Genomic DNA, 17193 nt, shown 5'->3' with positions numbered 1-17193 from the left:
TCCGTTCATGATTCTATCCATCATGCTGTTCGTCGTTGCAGGCCTTGCGGAGATCGGCGGGGGATACCTCGTCTGGCTGTGGCTCAGAGAATCCAAGCCGGTCGGTTACGGCATCGCGGGTGGGATCATCCTCGCGGCGTACGGGATCATTCCCGCTCTGCAAACCTTCCCGAGCTTCGGCCGCGTCTATGCGGCATACGGGGGCGTCTTTATCGCGATGGCGGTCGCGTGGGGCTGGCTGGTCGACAAGAAGACGCCCGACTTCTACGATTGGCTGGGCGCGGCCGTCTGCTTGGTCGGCGTGTCGATCATGCTCTGGGCACCGAGAAGCTGATACATAGGGAGGACTTCCTCCTCAAGCCTCTTCGTTGGAGATCTCGATTAAGTTCCCGTCGGGATCGCGGATGTAGACCGAGACGAGGGTGCCGTTCGCGGCCGTCCGGCGGTCGCGGCCATCCTCGATCGGCACCACGCCCTACAGCACGAAGCGGTTGCGAATCGCGAACACGACCGCCTGCGTCCGGTCTTCGACGCCGATCTTCTGCAGGATGCGGTGGATGTGCGTCTTGGCGGTGCTTTCGCCAATGTATCGCGAGAAAGGCGAGAACGGGAGCTGCGCGGATGCAATACGACTCGGCCGCTTAGCGACGCCGCTATTTTCTTGTTTATTATATGTCCTGATATGAATATTCCTTTACAAGAATATATATAATATTGTATATTGGAGGTGAAAGGAGAAAGGCTAATGGAGCGGAACCTGGCTACGATCGGATTATGAACGCGACGACTTTGCGCGCGCTGGCGGATTCCAATCGTCTAAAGATTGTAGAGCTGCTGCTCAGCGGCCCGCTTACCGTCGGAGAGATCGTCGATCGGCTCGGACTTCATCAGCCGCAAGTCTCCAAACATCTGCGCGTGCTCAGCGATGCCGGCCTCGTCGAGGCGGAGCCATCGGCCAACAGGCGGATATACAGGCTGAGGCCGGAGCCGCTTCGAGAGCTGGAAGACTGGGTAGGATCGTTCAAGCGGATCTGGGACGATCATTTGGATCGCTTGGACGATTACCTTCGCGAGTTGCAAACGCCGGAGTAGCGGACTTCGGGCGCGGGGAGTGCAACATGGACTCCGTGCGGCTCTGCCCCCTGGGAACGGGCCGCAATGAATCATACATCTCAACATCTATCATGGAGGCTGGAACATGACCGAGAACAACGCAGCAAACGCAGAACAAGACGAACTAGTCATTACGCGCAACTTCGACGCGCCGCGCGCGCTGGTGTTCAAAGCGTTCACGGAGCCGGAGCACTTGAAGAATTGGTGGGGACCGAAGGGATCCGCGATCACGGTCGCGAAGTTCGATCTGCGTCCGGGCGGCGAGTTTCTGTACAGCATGCGCCATGGCGACGGCAGAGAGATGTGGGGCAAGTTCGTCTACCGCGAGATCGTCCAACCGGAGAAGGTCGTCTACGTGAATTTTTTCTCGGATGCAGAAGGAAACCTGGCACCCAATCCCTTCCAAATTCCGCACTGGCCGCAGGAGATTCTGAATACGTGGACGTTCGACGAGAACGACGGCAAGACGACGCTCACCCTGCGGGGCGGACCGATCAACGCGACGTCCGAAGAGCGCAATACCTTCAACGGCATGCGAGGCTCGATGCAGGAAGGGTTCGGCGGCACTTTCGATCAACTCGACGAATATTTGGCCCAAGCCTTTTAACCGCCTTCGGAAGATGAATTCCTTGACGATCCCGCCGGCACGCTGCCGGCAGGATTTGTCGTGCGCCTTCTCCTGCCGGAGTGGCGAGCGAGGTGGGCGAGATTCGTCCGCAATAGTCTGAAGCCTAGACTCGTTCGAACCTTTGCGTCATCGTCACGCAGCGAAGAGCAGCGCGATCGTCCTCCGCGCTGCTCTTCGCTTGCTCGTGCCGCCCGTTGGTCGAAGACCGCCTGACGTTAATCTTGGCTCACCGCATAGCGCAATTGCACCACGCCGCCGCCTAGCGGCTTCGTTTCCAGCAATCGCACGCCTTTGTAACTGTAAATATTCGGATCCAGCAAGAGATTCAGACCCTTGCCCTCCAGCACCGGCGCGATGTTGAAGACGATCTCGTCGACAAGATCTTCCTCCAGGAAGGCATTGTGCAGATCCGCGCCTCCCGACAGGAGGGCGGTCTCGTGGCCTTTGCGCGAGAGGTAGTCCAAGGCTTCCCGCGGCGAAGCCGCGACATGGACGCCAGGCATCTCCCGCAGACGCTTCGACAGCACGACGATATCGAGATCGCCGAACGGACTGCCGGCAGCGTCGCGCTCCGGCGCGGGGCTCGCATTCCGCATGTTCTCGAACGTCCGCCGGCCGACGATGAAGTTGCCTGTCGCCTTGGCATGGGCGGCGAAGTCGCCGAGCGCTTCCTTCTTCGGGGGATTGTCGTGGCCGGATTGCGCGTAGTTGCCGTTTGCGGTCAAGGTTGCCCAAAGGATGGTTTTCATATGACGCCTCCTAATGTGATCTTCGTTCGGTTCAATACGCCGCGGATCGCCGCCGCCACCCGGTCCGGCCGATCCTCTTGCACGTAATGCGATGCATCTTCCAGCAGCTCCGTCTCGTTCTGCGGGAGATATCGCTGCCATCTCTGCATCTCGGCTACCGGGAATCCGGCGCTGTCCTTGGCGCCCCAGAGAATGTGCGCAGGGACGTCGGCCAGGGCGGGGAGTTTGGCTTCAATCTCGGCCAGCCACGATCCGGCCTTGCGAATCTGTCTCGGGAACACCCAGGTCGGCTTGCGCGAGGCGGGCGTAGGGAAGGGAGCCGTATACGCGCGCCTCAAGGCATCCGTAATCTTCTCTTGATGGTGGATGCCGTGCGGCACGATCTTGCGCGCGAAGAAGTTCCGCCTCGTCTGCAGCCAATAGCCGATCGGCCATCCGCCCATCGCGAGCGAGAACAGCTTCATCGGAAGAAGCTTCGCGCGCCACGCCCACGTATTCATCACGACAAGACCGCGGATTTGGGCCGGGTGACGCACCGCATAGTTCATGCCGATCGGGCCTCCCCAATCTTGGACGACCATCACCATTTCCTTCAGACCCAAGCTCCGGATCAACGCCGCGACCGCCTCCGAATGCTCCTGGGGGGTGTAGCCGTAGCCTGAAGGCGCCCTGGACATGCCCATCCCGGGATAGTCGGGCACGATCAGGCGGCATTCGCCGCGCAACTCCTTGATGACATCCCGGTACAGATAGGACCAGGTCGGATTCCCATGGAGGAGCAGCACGGCCGGTCCGCGGCCTTCATCGAGGTAATGCAGGAGTCCGTCGCGATACGGCAGCCAACGGTCTTGGAAGGGGTATGCCTGGGCATCCACTTCGAATGGTCTTTTCATACGGTTCTCCTCTTTTCCTAATGTACTCAAATTTGATTACTTTGACTTCCCAATCGTAATGAATCGCGGTATACTTTGTAAAGTAGTTTCAAAAAAGTGCAATAGTTTCAAAAAATGAACTAGGGGGGGGATTCAGATGATCCAACCGGCATGTCCGGAGGCGATCGAACCCGTCTTGGCGCTATTGGAGGGCAAGTGGACGCTGCTCATTCTTCGCGATTTGTTTAATGGCCTTAAACGTTTCGGGGAGCTGCGCCGTTCGCTGCATCCGATCAGCCCCAAGACGTTGACCGACCGCTTGCGGCTATTGGAGGAGCAAGGCATCGTGACGCGCAAAATCTATTCCGAAGTGCCCTTGCATGTCGAGTACGAGCTGACCGAACGGGGGCGGAGGCTGCAACCGGTCTTCGCGGCGATGAAGGCATGGGGAGATCCAGGGCCGGACATCGTGGAGGCGCCTATCGCCCGGGGACCGGAGGAAGCGGGAGGCGACTGGAGACATTACGTGGGCGAAATGCCGATTCAATCGGGCTGCCTGATGGACGTGAAGTTCGGCGACCTATGGATTCAGGGGCGATACGAACCGAGTGGAGATCGGGAAGACCCGATCCGAATTCGTTCGGAGCGGAACGAGGCGCTCTACATTCGAGAGGGACATTTGGTCAGAGTCAAGAAGGAGGAGAAAGCGCAATGACCGTTACCGTGCAAACGATAATCCGCCAACTGACCGAATCCGTCGGCCAGCTGGAAGAGACCGTCGATACGCTGACGGCGATGTTCCGTTGAGCTCCGTTGGGTCCGATATGGCGACTTAAAGGCGCGAGGGCATGAGTCCTCGCAAGCGAACGCAAAAGCGCTCTGCTCGCGGATGGCGAGTAGAGCGCTTTTCGTTAAGGGGATACCTCTTCGGCAGGCTCCGCATACATCCCGGAACGCCGTTTGAACCAGCGGAACAGATGGGTGGCGAACACCTTCAAGACGGCATAGCCGGGGACGGCGAGGATGATGCCGATGACGCCGAACAAGTGGCCCGCGGTCAGAATGACGAAGATGATGGTGATCGGATGGATGCGCATCGTCTTGCCCATGATCTGCGGAGAGATGAACTTGCCTTCGACCAATTGCACGATCGTCCAGATGACGATCATCTTCAGCAGCATGATCGGCGAGGTGACGGCCGCTACGACGAGGGCGGGCGTAATCGCGATCGCCGGACCCAGATAGGGGACGATGCTCGTGCAAGCCGCGGTCACGGCCAGCACCAAGGCGTAGTCCAAGCCGATCACGAGATAGCCGATGTAGAGCAGAAATCCGATGCAGAAGCTCACGATGATCTGTCCGCGAATATACGAGCTGATCTGATCGTTGATCTCGAGCATGACGCGGAAGGAGCGCGGCCGGAACGTCGGCGGCAGGAAGTCCAGGACGAAGGGAGCCAGCTTGCGGCGATCCTTCAGCAGGTAGAACAGGATGAACGGGACCGTGATGATCGCGACCACCGTCTCCGTGATGGCGCCGACCACGCCGCCCAAGCTCGTCCAGGCGTTGTTGAGGAACGAGGTGACGCGCGCGGATACTTCATTCGTGAGGTGCGTGGTATCGAAGCCGAGCGATTGCTGCAGCTGGTTGAAGAAGTCGCTCCCGATCCATTCTTCGAAGCGCAGTTGAACCAGGACGCTGTAATCCGGAAAGTGCTCGATCAGACTCTTGATCTGCTCCCGGAGCAAGGGGACGACGGCTACGACAATCAACGTTATGATGCCGATAATCAACAGATACAAAGCCAGAATGGAGTATACGCGCTTCACCCGGCGCTTCTCGAGGAATTCCACGATCGGATTCAGAAGGTAATAGACGACTACCGTGAGCACGATCGGCAAGAACACGGTTTTGAGCAAAACGGCGATCGGGTGAAAGATGAAGGCGATCTTGTTCAGCACCATAATATTGACGCCGATCAGCAAGAGAATGAGCAAAAACGAGACGAAGCGGTGGTTGAACATCAAGCTTTTCAACCGTTCGGGCCACATGCGACTGCTAGGCATACGAATAATCATCATCCTTTCGAATCACGGCTGCATAGGCTCATATGAGTTGTATACGGAACAAGCCGCCCAATAGAGTCAATGAGTTCTACAAATCGCGTTTCTGTTAGAGCATATCCTGGACCGGGGCAATTTATTAATCTAAGAGGCCAAGCCGGTTCAGTCCGAGCCGAAGATTGCGTTATAATCATACTTAGAAATGTTCCTAGAAGTCTACACCTGTTGAAGCTTCATGGAGGAGATGAGCCGATGTCGAGCGACCAGTCCATCCATTACGCCAACCCGGCGAACATGCCGCCTGCGAACGGATATACGCAGCGGCTTTGCGAGCGTCGACAGCGGTTATTTCCGTCTGGACGGATTACGGTTACGCATTTCCACGAACTGGCATAATAGAGCTATTCCTGCCGATTCATGGGCTTGCGGCATCACTGGAGGCGTCTTATGAAGCTAATCTTTCTGGGCACGAGCGCGGGACGGCCGACCGTCGCCCGCAACGTCACCGCCATCGCGCTGATCTTTCCGGAACACCAGCACCGATTCTGGCTGTTCGATGCCGGCGAGGGCACGCAGCATCAGCTGCTGCGCGCCAAGATGAAGCTGAACAAGCTGGAACGGATCTTCATTACCCATCTGCACGGCGACCATCTGTACGGGCTGCCTGGCTTGCTCAGCAGCCGCACCTATTTCGAGGGGGCCGGCAAGCTGCACGTCTACGGACCGCCGGGGCTTCGCGCCTACCTCGAATGCGTGATGCTGCAGAGCGGCGCTCACTTGAATTACGAGCTGGAGATCACCGAGATCGAAGCGGGTCCGATCGCTACCGGGGACGAAGACTTCGCCGTCGAGGCGGATGAACTCGTTCACCGCATTCGCAGCTTCGGGTACCGGATCGTCGAGCGCCAGCGGTCGGGGCCGCTCCAACTGGACTTGCTCGCGCAGCGCGGTATCCGGCCGGGGCCGCTGTACGGCAGGCTTAAGCGGGGCGAGGACGTCGTGCTGGAGAACGGCGAGACGCTCCGCGCGTCCGAGGTCGTCGGGCCGCCCGCGCCGGGTCGGATCGTCGCCATCCTCGGCGATACGAGTCCGTGCGAAGCGGCGGTGCGACTGGCGAAGGACGCGGATCTGCTCGTCCACGAAGCGACCTTCGGCACCGGCATGGAGGAGAAGGCGGCGGACTACGGGCATTCGACGATCTTGCAAGCGGCTCAAGCGGCGTCCCTGGCGAAGGCCAAACGGCTCGCGGTGACGCATATCAGCGCGCGATACGACGAGCAGGCGCTCGCGCAGCAGATCTCGGAAGTCCGAGACGTATTTCCGAACATCGAGGCCGCTTTCGATTTTCTAGAGCTAATCTTGCCGCCGCATTAAGCGGCGATTGCTTGGCGTAGGACGATCCAAGCGATCCGATTGCCGCCATGGTTGCGGCCGGGCATGTTCGAGATCGAAGCGCAGATAGCGGAGCAATGACAGCCGTCCCGTCCATGGGGCGGCTGCTTGCCGTATCGTCGTGTCTATCCGATCGATCTAAGAGTCGCATCCGTATCGTTTATCGCGACGAGAGCGGTCAAACGATCCATCTGAACGGCTGAATGCCAAATATGTGCGGACCGCAAGCACAGTTTTTTGCAAAGGTATTGCGCAATAGGCGGCAATGTGATTATAATGTGCTTACTGAAGTTGCAGTTAACTGCGCTCGATCGCTTCGAGGAAGGCCGAGGAGAGCGTTCAACAAGCGGCTTTACGAACACCATTCTTTGCGTTAATTACTGTGCTAAAATTTAGCATAGACAGGCTTCGCATGCTTGCGCTGCGATGCCTGTCATGCCCGACAAAGGAGAAATGAATCATGGCAAAAGCGCTGTTCATCAAAGCCAACGACCGCCCGGCCGAACAGGCCGTCAGCGTCCAAATGTACGACACCTTCTTGAAAGCCTATAAAGAAGCGCATCCGAACGACGAGATTACGGAGCTGGACTTGTACCAAGCCGAGCTGCCTTATTACGGCAACGACGCGATCACGGGTACGTTCAAGGCCGCTCAAGGGTACGAGCTGACGGCAGAGGAGCAGAAAGCGGCGGGCATCGCGAACCGTTATTTGGAGCAATTCTTGGAAGCCGATAAAGTGGTGATCGCGTTCCCGCTGTGGAACTTTGTCGCGCCGGCTCCACTGATCAGCTACATCTCGTACATCACCCAAGTCGGCAAGACGTTCAAGTATACCGCGGAAGGCCCTGTCGGGCTGGTGGGAGACAAGAAAGTCGCGCTGCTGAACGCGCGCGGAGGCATCTATTCGACGGAACCGATGTCGGCCATCGAATCGGCAATCAAGCCGCTTAAAGCCACGCTCGGCCTGTTCGGCATCCAAGCGGCGGAGATCGTCATCGAAGGCCATAACCAGTTCAAGGACCGTTCGGCGGAGATCGTCGGCGAAGGTTTGCGGCAGACGGCGCGGATCGCCAGCGGTTTCTAAATCGCCGCAAAAAGATGAAATGAAGAGACCCGACTTAGGCGAAGGCCGCCATCGTCGGGTCTCTTTCGTTGTCGCATTGTTGCTTCCATTGTAAACTGGCGTATAATAAATCGGCTTCTTCCCATCCTAGTCTGGATGCAATGGATGCGGTCGGCCAGACTGAAGGTGGGCAAACAGCGCGCTTGACACCGAAATCTAACGTTGTTATATTTCTGAATGAGGTTCTTTTTTACGAAGGAGGGGATCCCATGAACCGTCGCGAGCGGCACAAGCAGGAGCTTCGGCAGCGGATCATCGCCGCGACGCGGGAGATTGTCGCCAAGGACGGCTGGCAAGGCGTCACGATCCGCAAGGTAGCGGAACAGATCGAGTACAGCCCGCCCACGATCTATGAATACTTCGAGAACAAGGATGCGCTGCTCGTTCCGCTGCTGAAGGACGGTTATCGCTTGCTTCATCTCGATTTGTCGAAGGCCATAGCGGACAACCGGGAGACGCCGCAGTCGACGTTGTATGCCGTGGCGAAGGCCTATTGGGCTTTTGCGTTCCGGGAACGGGAGTTGTACGAGATCATGCTCGGTCTGGGAGGCGTGCCGTTCGGGACGCAGGAGACGCCCGAAGAGCCGATGCGGGTATTCTACCTGCTGCGGGATGTCGTCGCCGCGTGCATGCGAGAAGTACCCGAGGATCTGGATTCGGAAGTCGATCTCTTCTGGAGCCATCTGCACGGCATGATCTCGCTTACGATTCAGGGCCGCATGAAGGGCGGAGCGGCGCGCGCGGAAGGGTTAGTCGATCGGATCGTCGCGTTGTACGTCAAGGCTTGGGGGTGACATCCCTTTTTTTTACTTTAAATCTAACGTTGTTATAGAACTAAGATAATAATCGGGAGGTTCAAATCATGTATCCTTATCTCGTGCTTATCCATATCCTCTCCGCCGTGACGGCTCTGTGCGCCATCATCGGTTATCCCATCATCATGAGCGGCGTTCGAACGGCCGGGCAGGCGCGATTCGGATTGACGCTTCAGAAGAAGATGGCGATTCTGCCGATGATCGGCGGTACGCTGCTGCTTCTATCCGGACTCGCGCTCGGCGTCCTGGAGCCGGACTTGTTCAGACAGCTGTGGTACGGCCTCTCGATCGTCGTCTTCTTCGTCATTCTCCTCATCCTGGCCGTCCTGATCCCAGCGGGCGTGAAGCGTCAGCTTGAGCATTTGGCGATAGCGGGTGGCGATGCGCTCCCCGAAGCTTACCTTCAAAGCCGCAGACGCTCCGCCTGGCTGGAAGGGGCGGCAAACCTGGCGGCGCTGGTGTCGATCCTGCTGATGGTATTCAAGCCGATGTAGACGCGGAAGCCGGGGATGCTCTTCCCTCAATCGTATCGCAACCCGTTGGATAGGGCGTCCAAACGCTCCCAATCCAGCACGACAAGGGCATTCCGCCCTTTGCCGAGAATGTTCCGGTCGGCCAGCTTCCGGATGACGCGGTTCAAGTGACGCGGCGTCGTCCCGATCAGAGAGGCGATCTCCTGGGTGTGCGTCGTTTGAATTTCCCTGCCGAACTCGTTCTGCATCCGCGTCGTCAACAAGTAGCTCGCCAAGCGTTCTTCCACGGTAGCCAGCAGGTTAATGCGAGAGGCCGTCGTGCACGTCTGGAGCTTGTAAGACAGATGCCGCAGCAGCGCGTTCAGAAAAGGGGGATCCTGCATGAGGGCTGTCTCGACGGCTTGCAGGCGAACGTACAGAAACGCCGTCTCCCGAACCGCCTCCACCTCCGATTGCACGACGACCTTTTGCAGCAGCTCGATATCTCCGAAGACCGACAGCGGGTGACAGAATCGCAGCAGCAGCGATTTCCCCGTCCCTACGCTGGAGGATACCTTGGTTCTGCCGCTCACCTGGAAGTACAGCCCGTCCAAGGGGTCGCCTTCCTTCAACACGAGCTCCCCGCCTGCGTAGACGCGGAGTTGGAGGGGGAGGGCGTCCGGCTTGGCGAATATCGCTTCCAGGCGGTATTCGGAGATATAGGATCGGATTCGTTCCGGCTCGAATACGGTTTTCATTTTTCGCTCCTTTTCGGACATCGGTCCTTTTGATCCCCGTTCAAGCTGATAAAATGAAGAAAAAAAAGGCGGGGACCGCAAGATGAAGTTTATTTTCGATCTGGATGGCACCATTTGCTTCAAGGGACGACCGTTGAGCGAAGCGATGGTTCGGGCATTGGACGCGCTGGCGCAAAAGGGACACGAGATCGTCTTCGCATCGGCGAGGCCGATTCGAGATCTGTTGCCGGTGCTGCCGCCGCATATGCATGACTGGCCCATGATCGGAGGCAACGGCGCGTTCGTGGCGATTGGCGGCCGGATCGTCTCGACCTCGCCCTTCGACCGGACGGTCGCGGAGGAGATCTTGAAGCTGCTCCGAACCTACGAGGCGGAGTATCTCGTCGACAGCAACTGGGATTACGCGTATACGGGCAGCGAGGAGCATCCGATCCGGCGCAACTTGGACCCGGAGCGGAGGGCGCAGAACCTCCCGGTCGAAGCGCTTGCCGAGATCGTCAAGGTGGTCGTCTTGCGAAGCCGCGACGGAGAGCGGATGCTGGAGGCGCTGCGGAAGCTGCCGATCGTCCTCTATCGTCACGGGGCGGAGGAGATCTGGGACATGAGCCCGAACGGCGTCGACAAGTGGACGGGCCTCCAGGCGATGGGCATCGCCCCCCGGCAATATATCGCGTTCGGCAACGACGCGAATGACGTCGCGCTGTTCAAGCATGCGCTAAGATCCGTCTGCGTGGGAGATCATGCGGAGCTGTCGCGGCTCGCGACGGAGCGGGTAGCTTCCGCCGAGGAGCATGTCGTCCGCAAGATTCAAGAGATGCTGGAGGAACATCAGGCCTCGAACAATACTTGTCCGGTCAGGCTCAAGTCGTAGCCCGAGATCGCACTCAATTCGTTCTGAAAAGCAGAGGACCGGAGGATCTTCAATACCGCGTCGATCCACTCCTGGTTTTCGGGCTTCCGCAGGAAGACGAGGTCATATTGTTCCTGGATCATCGGGATGAATTCCACGCGGCCGACGATCGCCGCGGCTTTCTCGATCCCGACGCCGACGTCCGCCTCGCCGGAAGCGACCTTGCCGGCAACCGCGATATGGTTGCTCTCCTCCGTCTCGTAGCCGTTCAGCTGGTGCGGACGAATGCCGCACAGGCGCAACTGCTCGTCGAGCAGGACGCGGGCGCCCGAACCTCGCTCCCGATTCGCGATTCGCAACCCCGGCCGCTTCAGATCGCACCAGTTGACGATGCCGTGCGGATTGCCTTGCCGGACGTAGATTCCCGCTCGCCGCCGAAGCAGATTGACGACGAGGTAGGACGAACCGATGAGCAGCTTCCGGATATAGGGGAGGTTGTACTGTCCCGAATCGCCGTCCAGCAAGTGCGTGCTGACGATATCGGACTCCCCCCTGTACATCGAGATCAAGCTGTCGAGGCTGCCGACGTACGCGCGCAGAGGGCGGATACCGGCGATATGCTTCTCCATATGCTTCGCCAAGATGTCCAGACTGACATCCTGACCGGTGATGACGATGGGGCGCGGGCCGTTGACCGGCGACGGCGAGGCGGCATGGTCGGCGGCGGCGGAACCGGGCTTATCCGAGCCCGGTTTTTCTGCGTTTCTGGGCGTGCTTTTCGTTTTAAGTTTATAGGCTTCCAGATCGGCTGCGTCGACGCGCATTTGCTTTCCGACCCGGAAGGCCGGCAGATCGCCTTTCTTGATCAGATCGTAGACCGTGAGCTTGGATATTTTCAGCAGTTGGGCGATCTCTTCGGTCGTGTAGGAAATGTCATGAGACATAGGCGATCTCCTTCATCCGGCGCTAGGTTGGACTGCGTCATTTATTGTATCACATGCGCGATATAAATATGGCGAAATAGGTTTACATCTCATTTGCGTTCTAGGTATGATGGCAATTAGATAGAACTAAATATAACTAAATAGATGTTGGAGGGTTGACCATGTTCAAAGGAAATAAAAACAGTATGGTTTTGATTGTGCTGGTAGCCATGGCTTTGGTATTTGCGGGCTGCGGCACGGCGAAAAACGCCAACGAGAATACGGCATCGGGATCCTCCGCCAGCCCGACCGGCAGCGCGCAAGCCAACGAACCGCCGGCGCAGAACGTCGAATTGACCATCTCGGCGGCGGCTAGCCTGACGGATGCGCTGGGCGAGATTCAGACCGCCTACCAACCCAAGCATTCGAACATCAAACTGAGCTTTAACTTCGGCGCGTCCGGCGCGCTTCAACAGCAGATCGAGCAGGGGGCGCCCGCGGATCTGTTCTTGTCCGCCGCCGCCAAAAATATGAAAGCGCTCGTGGACAAGCAGCTGATCGACCAGGACAAACAAACGAACCTGCTGAACAACGAACTGGTCGTCGTCGTGCCGGCCGACAGCCAAGCGGGGATCGCAAGCGAGCCGGATCTCGCCAAAGCGGAAGTGAAGAACGTCGCCATCGGGATTCCGGAGAGTGTGCCGGCGGGGAACTACGCCAAGGAGTCGCTGACCAACGCGAAGCTGTGGGACGGACTGCAGGCGAAGACGGTGCAAGGCAAAGACGTCCGGCAGGTGCTTCAGTATGTCGAGACCGGCAACGCCGACGCCGGCTTCGTCTACAAGACGGACGCCTTGACGACGGACAAGGTGAAGATCGCCTTCGCGGTCGACCCGGCCACCTATACCGCCATTCAGTATCCGATCGGCATCGTCAAAGCGACGAAGCACGGCAAGGAAGCCGAGGATTTCTATACATACCTGCAATCCCAAGATGCGCTCGCCGTCTTCGTGAAATACGGCTTCTCCGTTCCGAAGTGATCGCTCGCGATGTCTTGGCATGATTATTGGTCGCCGATACGCTTGTCGCTGCAGGTCTCGCTGCTGTCCAGCATCCTGGTTCTTCTCTTGGGCATCGTCGTCGCCCGGTGGATGAGCCGGACCGCCCTGCGGGGCAAAACGTTGCTGGAGACCGCCTTTCTGCTCCCGCTCGTCCTCCCGCCGACGGTGGTCGGCTTCCTGCTGCTGATCTCGCTCGGGCGCAAGAGCTGGGTCGGACGGTCCATCGAATGGCTGTTCTCCGCGCCGATCGTGTTCACGTGGTGGGCCGCCGTGATCGCCTCGGTCGTCGTATCCTTTCCGCTCGTGTATCAGACGTTGAAGGTCGGCTTCGCTTCCGTCGACCGAAGCTTGGAGGAAGCGGGGCGCTCGATCGGGGCGAACGAATGGCAGGTATTCCGGTACATCACGCTCCCGCTGACCTTCCGCTCGCTCGTATCCGCCTTGATCCTCGGCTTCGCGCGCAGCCTGGGGGAATTCGGGGCGACGCTGATGATCGCGGGGAACATCCCCGGCCGGACGCAGACCGTTCCGACGGCCATCTATGTGGCGGTCGATTCGGGGAACCTCCCGATGGCATGGGCCTGGACGGGCACCATCATCGTCATCTCCTTCGTCATGATGCTGCTCACGGGGCGTAAGGAGAAGACGTAGTCTGCCCGCCGCTAGAACCGCTTCCCGGTCCGGGAAGCGGTTCTTTGTTGAGGAAGCGAGCCCGGGCCGGGCGGCAGCTCCGGGAGGCAGGGAGGCAGGGAGGAAACGGGCCGGTTCAGCGGTCCGATGCCGATGTGATATGATAGGGGATAGCCTGGGAACTTATGTTTATACGCTCAAGGAAGAGCAAGGACCTCTCGGGAATGCCTATTACGCCGTCCGGACCGCCATCCAGGTATCGGATGCCAACGACGTCGCCACCGCGAAGGCTTGTTCGACAGCCAGGACGCCATCGCCGGCAGCAAGGAGCCGATCCTGGACGGCATTCGCGTTCGGCTGTAGCAGACCCCGGCATCGGAGTTCGAATCTGAAATGGATCTAGTAGCGGATACCCAACGTCACTATAATAGAGCTATTAGACCAGCATATAGAGAGACTTGGGAGTGATGGATATCCATATCAAAGTAGACGATCTGACCGGACCCGAGGTCATCGGTTTGTTGGAGGAGCATCTGCGGAGCATGTTCGAGCATTCCCCGCCGGAGAGCGTGCATGCGCTCGATCTGACGGGCCTCAAGAAGCCGGAGGTCACCTTCTGGAGCGCCTGGGAGGATGGCGAACTGCTCGGCTGCGGGGCGCTGAAGGAGCTTGATGCGGCGCACGGCGAGCTGAAGTCCATGCGGACCTCCTCGCGGCATCTCAGGAAAGGCGTCGCGTCGCGCATGGTGGCCCATATCGTGGAGGAAGCCGGACGGCGCGGCTATCGGCGGATCAGCCTGGAGACCGGGTCAATGGCGTACTTCGAACCGGCTCAACGATTGTACGCGCGCATCGGGTTCCGATATTGCGGCCCGTTCGCGGACTACGTCGAGGATCCGAACAGCGTATTTATGACCAAGGAATTATAGAACGAGCGAGAAGCCCGCCGCGAGCGGGCTTTTTTTGATAGGGAGATGAACCTTTAGAGACGATATCGGCGATTCCTGGTCGTTTTTGCCCCATTTTCAGGCCTCCTCCGTCTTTATTCCCTATTTTTCGCTTTTCTTTTCCCCGAGCGGCAAGGAGTATGGGAAGATCATGTCGAATAAGAAAAAGATGCCGCTATTCCCATAGACTTTTTCGGTTCCGGAACGATGCGTATTTCCGCTATGAGGCAAATAGACTATACAGGCCGAAGGAAAATGAAACATTACCACCCTTCGCATCGTAATCCACATTATGACAATCGAAGGCATCGTTGCCAACGGACCGCGAGACGGCGAACGAAACATGAAGGAGTAAGTGTCGATGGGTACAAAGCTCACCAAACTGCTAGTCCTCATTCTAGGTATCGCGGCTTTGAATATCCTCGTGCTCTCGCCGGGCTTCCTCGGGGTGGCGATCGGCGAAGACGCGCTCTCCACCGCGATCGGGGTTACGTTGCTGGCGGCCAGCGCGCTGATCCTGCTGTACGGCAGCAACGTCTTGCTGTTCAGACAGCCTGCCAGGGTACCCGTCAAAGAAATCAAGACGCACGAGGATTACGTGGAGGCCTTGACGCGCTTCAGACGCATCAAGCCGCTGGAGGAAGATATCTCTCTGGCGCTCGAGCAGCTCGAACGGATGGAGAAGAAGAAGGAAACTTTGCTGCAGGTACTCCACCAGCGCTTCGAGCCCGGCGAGCTCAGCTTTGCCAAGTTTGCCTCCGTCATCCAAGAGGTGGAGAAATTGTTCTACCTCAATATACGAAGCGTCCTGAATCGGCTGAACGTATTCGACGAATCCGAATTCAGAAGCCTCTCGCGCCCCAAGGCGTCGCGGTTGCCGCCCGAGCTGCTGCGGGAGCGTTCGAACCTGTATAACGAGTATCTCTCGTTCGTCAAGGGCGCGCTCGGCACGAACGAGGAGATTCTGCTCAAGCTGGATAAGCTGCTGCTGGAGATCTCTCGCCTGGACAGCATCGAGCCGGGAGATATCGAGAAGATGCCGGGCATGCAAGAGATCGACGCATTGATTAACCAGACGAAATTCTACAAACAGTGAGAGGTGCTAGCCATGCCTAAGGCAGGTAAATTCCTGATTCTATCCATCATCGTCTTGGCCGTCGTATTCGGCCTCGTCTACTACGGGGTCAATCTGACCACGAACCTGGGCAAATCGAAAGCGCAGGTGTCGTCGGAGGATGCGGGCAAGCGGCTAGGCAAGCTCTACGCCGATATCTCCGTGAGCGCCGTGGAGCCGGTCAAAGGCCAGATCGACCTCGACCCCGTCGACGTGGCTTCGTCGCTGCCGGACATCTCCAAGTTCCCCATAGCCGTCGACAACACGACCGATTCGTTCGTCGAGATCTTCTCCTCCACGGAGAAGTCGGGGACCGGGGTCGACGGTTGGTTGGCCGAGGTCGGCAAAGAATTCAACAAGGCGAACCTCACGGTCGACGGCAAGCCGGCCTCCGTCAAGATCCGAAATATCGCTTCCGGGACGGCTACGGACTATATCAAATCCGGCAAATACATACCGGACGCCTTCACGCCTTCCAACGAGCTGTGGGGAGAGATGGTCAAGGCGAGCGGGGTGAAGACGGAGCTCGTCGCCAAGCGCCTCGTGGGAAACGTGCCCGGGATCGTCATCGCCAAGGCCAAGTACGACGCTCTGGTCGACAAATACGGCTCGGTCAACGTCAAGACGGTCACCGACGCCATCGCGGCCAACGAATTCTCCATGGGCTATACGGATCCGTTCGCCAGCTCGACGGGATTGAACTTTCTCGTGACCGCCCTGAACACGTTCGACAGCTCCAATATTCTGGGAGACAAGGCCGTTCAAGGCTTTGAGAAGTTCCAAGCCAACGTGCCGTTCATTGCTTCCACGACCATCCAGATGCGCGACGCGGCCAAGTCGGGGATGCTGGACGGCTTCGTCCTGGAATACCAGACCTACGTCAATGCGGCAGACCTGAAGAGCGGCTACGTCTTCACCCCGTTCGGCGTGCGGCACGACAGCCCGTTGTACGCGCTGGGCGACTTGCCGCAGGGCAAGTTGAACATCGTGAAGAAGTTCGCGGAATTCGTGTCCCAAGAGAAGTATCAGAAGCAAGCGGAGAAGAACGGCTTCAACCAGCTCGAAGACTACAAATCGGAGTTGGCCGTGGTGGACGGCGGTCTGCTGTCCTCCGCGCAGAAGCTCTGGAAGGAAAAGAAAAACGGCAGCAAGCCGATCGCCGCCGTCTTCGTCACCGACGTCTCCGGCAGCATGGACGGCGAGCCGCTGAACCGGCTCAAAGAGTCGCTGCTGAAGGGGCAGAAGTATCTCGGGCGGGATAACAAGATCGGACTCGTCTCCTATTCGAGCGACGTCGCCATCAACCTCCCGATCGCGAAGTACGATACGATCCAGCAGTCCATGTTCGTCGGCGCGGTGAACAGCCTTCAAGCGGGCGGGGGCACGGCGACCTTCGACGCCATCGTCGTCGCCTTGAAGATGCTCGAGGATGAGCTGCAGACGGATTCGAACGTCAAGCCCGTCATCTTCGTCCTGAGCGACGGGGAGACGAACGAGGGGTACTCGCTGAACGACATCAAGGGATTGGTGGAGAACTACAAAGTGCCGATCTACACGATCGGTTACAATGCGAACATCAAGGCGCTGCAGAGCATCTCGAGCATCAACGAAGCGGCGAGCATCAACGCGGATACGGACGACGTCGTCTACAAGATCGGCAATCTGTTCAACGTTCAGATGTAACTAGACGCTAGAGGAGGATA

At 58.4% G+C, this 17193-nt stretch carries 18 protein-coding genes and 3 pseudogenes; 14 read left to right on the top strand and 7 right to left on the bottom strand.

Features of this window, described 5'->3' with window-relative positions; translation table 11 throughout:
- The first annotated feature begins 7 nt into the window (after window positions 1–7).
- Complete coding sequence (locus H7C19_RS02445) at window positions 8–334, top strand: YnfA family protein (protein ID WP_185140940.1); 327 nt, start codon at window positions 8–10, stop codon at window positions 332–334.
- A gap of 21 nt (window positions 335–355) precedes the next feature.
- On the opposite strand, the pseudogene H7C19_RS34135 reads toward H7C19_RS02445, so the two are convergent.
- Both H7C19_RS34135 and H7C19_RS02440 read right to left on the bottom strand, forming a co-directional pair.
- A pseudogene (locus H7C19_RS34135) lies at window positions 356–472 on the bottom strand (VOC family protein); the annotation flags it as partial.
- Between the two features lie 3 nt (window positions 473–475).
- A pseudogene (locus tag H7C19_RS02440) lies at window positions 476–589 on the bottom strand (LuxR C-terminal-related transcriptional regulator); the annotation flags it as partial.
- 185 nt (window positions 590–774) lie between these two features.
- Here H7C19_RS02440 and H7C19_RS02435 point away from each other — a divergent pair.
- Both H7C19_RS02435 and H7C19_RS02430 read left to right on the top strand, forming a co-directional pair.
- Window positions 775–1092 carry an ArsR/SmtB family transcription factor gene (locus tag H7C19_RS02435; RefSeq protein WP_185140939.1) on the top strand — a complete coding sequence of 106 codons (318 nt, stop codon included), beginning with the start codon at window positions 775–777 and terminating at the stop codon, window positions 1090–1092.
- 106 nt (window positions 1093–1198) lie between these two features.
- The gene (locus tag H7C19_RS02430) at window positions 1199–1720 is read left to right on the top strand and encodes an SRPBCC domain-containing protein (RefSeq protein WP_185140938.1); all 522 of its coding nucleotides are present in this window, start codon (window positions 1199–1201) and stop codon (window positions 1718–1720) included.
- Between the two features lie 236 nt (window positions 1721–1956).
- Here H7C19_RS02430 and H7C19_RS02425 read toward each other — a convergent pair whose 3' ends face one another.
- Together H7C19_RS02425 and H7C19_RS02420 are read right to left on the bottom strand one after the other, a co-directional pair.
- Entirely contained in the window at window positions 1957–2490 is a 534-nt protein-coding gene (locus tag H7C19_RS02425; protein ID WP_185140937.1) for a dihydrofolate reductase family protein, read from the bottom strand.
- On the bottom strand, window positions 2487–3383 hold the full coding sequence (locus tag H7C19_RS02420; RefSeq protein WP_185140936.1) for an alpha/beta fold hydrolase: 897 nt from the start codon (window positions 3381–3383) through the stop codon (window positions 2487–2489). Before H7C19_RS02420 ends, H7C19_RS02425 begins: the two co-directional genes overlap by 4 nt.
- Window positions 3384–3519: 136 nt before the next feature.
- On the opposite strand from H7C19_RS02420, the pseudogene H7C19_RS02415 reads away from it, so the two are divergent.
- Window positions 3520–3810: pseudogene (locus H7C19_RS02415) on the top strand (winged helix-turn-helix transcriptional regulator); the annotation flags it as partial.
- A 463-nt stretch (window positions 3811–4273) separates the two neighbouring features.
- On the opposite strand, the gene H7C19_RS02410 reads toward H7C19_RS02415, so the two are convergent.
- Window positions 4274–5428 (bottom strand): AI-2E family transporter, encoded by a 1155-nt coding sequence (locus tag H7C19_RS02410; protein ID WP_185140935.1) that lies wholly within the window; start codon window positions 5426–5428, stop codon window positions 4274–4276.
- A gap of 444 nt (window positions 5429–5872) precedes the next feature.
- Here H7C19_RS02410 and rnz point away from each other — a divergent pair, with 444 nt between their 5' ends.
- The 4 genes from rnz (at window position 5873) to H7C19_RS02390 (ending at window position 9249) form a co-directional block, all read left to right on the top strand.
- Window positions 5873–6799, top strand: a complete 927-nt coding sequence (rnz, locus tag H7C19_RS02405; RefSeq protein WP_185140934.1) for a ribonuclease Z — start codon at window positions 5873–5875, stop codon at window positions 6797–6799.
- Between the two features lie 478 nt (window positions 6800–7277).
- Entirely contained in the window at window positions 7278–7901 is a 624-nt protein-coding gene (locus tag H7C19_RS02400) for an FMN-dependent NADH-azoreductase (RefSeq protein ID WP_185140933.1), read from the top strand.
- A gap of 248 nt (window positions 7902–8149) precedes the next feature.
- Window positions 8150–8734 (top strand): TetR/AcrR family transcriptional regulator, encoded by a 585-nt coding sequence (locus tag H7C19_RS02395; protein WP_185140932.1) that lies wholly within the window; start codon window positions 8150–8152, stop codon window positions 8732–8734.
- 68 nt (window positions 8735–8802) lie between these two features.
- Window positions 8803–9249, top strand: coding sequence for a DUF2269 family protein (locus tag H7C19_RS02390; protein ID WP_185140931.1), 447 nt, complete (start codon window positions 8803–8805; stop codon window positions 9247–9249).
- Between the two features lie 26 nt (window positions 9250–9275).
- Here H7C19_RS02390 and H7C19_RS02385 read toward each other — a convergent pair whose 3' ends face one another.
- Window positions 9276–9965, bottom strand: coding sequence for a Crp/Fnr family transcriptional regulator (locus H7C19_RS02385; RefSeq protein WP_185140930.1), 690 nt, complete (start codon window positions 9963–9965; stop codon window positions 9276–9278).
- 82 nt (window positions 9966–10047) lie between these two features.
- Between H7C19_RS02385 and H7C19_RS02380 the strand changes: the two genes are divergently transcribed.
- Window positions 10048–10836 carry an HAD-IIB family hydrolase gene (locus tag H7C19_RS02380; protein ID WP_185140929.1) on the top strand — a complete coding sequence of 263 codons (789 nt, stop codon included), beginning with the start codon at window positions 10048–10050 and terminating at the stop codon, window positions 10834–10836.
- On the opposite strand, the gene H7C19_RS02375 is transcribed toward H7C19_RS02380, so the two are convergent.
- The gene (locus H7C19_RS02375) at window positions 10794–11759 is read right to left on the bottom strand and encodes a helix-turn-helix transcriptional regulator (protein ID WP_185140928.1); all 966 of its coding nucleotides are present in this window, start codon (window positions 11757–11759) and stop codon (window positions 10794–10796) included. The two genes, H7C19_RS02380 and H7C19_RS02375, sit on opposite strands and share 43 nt — an antisense overlap.
- A 161-nt stretch (window positions 11760–11920) precedes the next feature.
- Here H7C19_RS02375 and modA point away from each other — a divergent pair, with 161 nt between their 5' ends.
- The 5 genes from modA to H7C19_RS02350 all read left to right on the top strand — a co-directional run bounded on the left by modA (window position 11921) and on the right by H7C19_RS02350 (window position 17173).
- A complete protein-coding gene (gene modA / locus H7C19_RS02370; protein WP_185140927.1) occupies window positions 11921–12778 on the top strand; it encodes a molybdate ABC transporter substrate-binding protein in 858 nt (285 codons plus the stop codon).
- A 9-nt stretch (window positions 12779–12787) separates the two neighbouring features.
- Window positions 12788–13450: a molybdate ABC transporter permease subunit gene (modB, locus tag H7C19_RS02365; RefSeq protein WP_185140926.1), complete on the top strand. Its 663-nt coding sequence runs from the start codon at window positions 12788–12790 to the stop codon at window positions 13448–13450.
- Window positions 13451–13902: 452 nt separating this feature from the next.
- Complete coding sequence (locus tag H7C19_RS02360; RefSeq protein WP_185141006.1) at window positions 13903–14358, top strand: GNAT family N-acetyltransferase; 456 nt, start codon at window positions 13903–13905, stop codon at window positions 14356–14358.
- A gap of 379 nt (window positions 14359–14737) precedes the next feature.
- The gene (locus H7C19_RS02355) at window positions 14738–15472 is read left to right on the top strand and encodes a hypothetical protein (RefSeq protein ID WP_185140925.1); all 735 of its coding nucleotides are present in this window, start codon (window positions 14738–14740) and stop codon (window positions 15470–15472) included.
- A 12-nt stretch (window positions 15473–15484) separates the two neighbouring features.
- Window positions 15485–17173: a vWA domain-containing protein gene (locus H7C19_RS02350; protein WP_185140924.1), complete on the top strand. Its 1689-nt coding sequence runs from the start codon at window positions 15485–15487 to the stop codon at window positions 17171–17173.
- The last annotated feature ends 20 nt before the right edge of the window (window positions 17174–17193 follow it).

This window comes from Cohnella nanjingensis, from assembly GCF_014212125.1.
Lineage (GTDB): Bacteria > Bacillota > Bacilli > Paenibacillales > Paenibacillaceae > Cohnella > Cohnella nanjingensis.
This window is presented reverse-complemented; position numbering and strand designations above follow the sequence as displayed.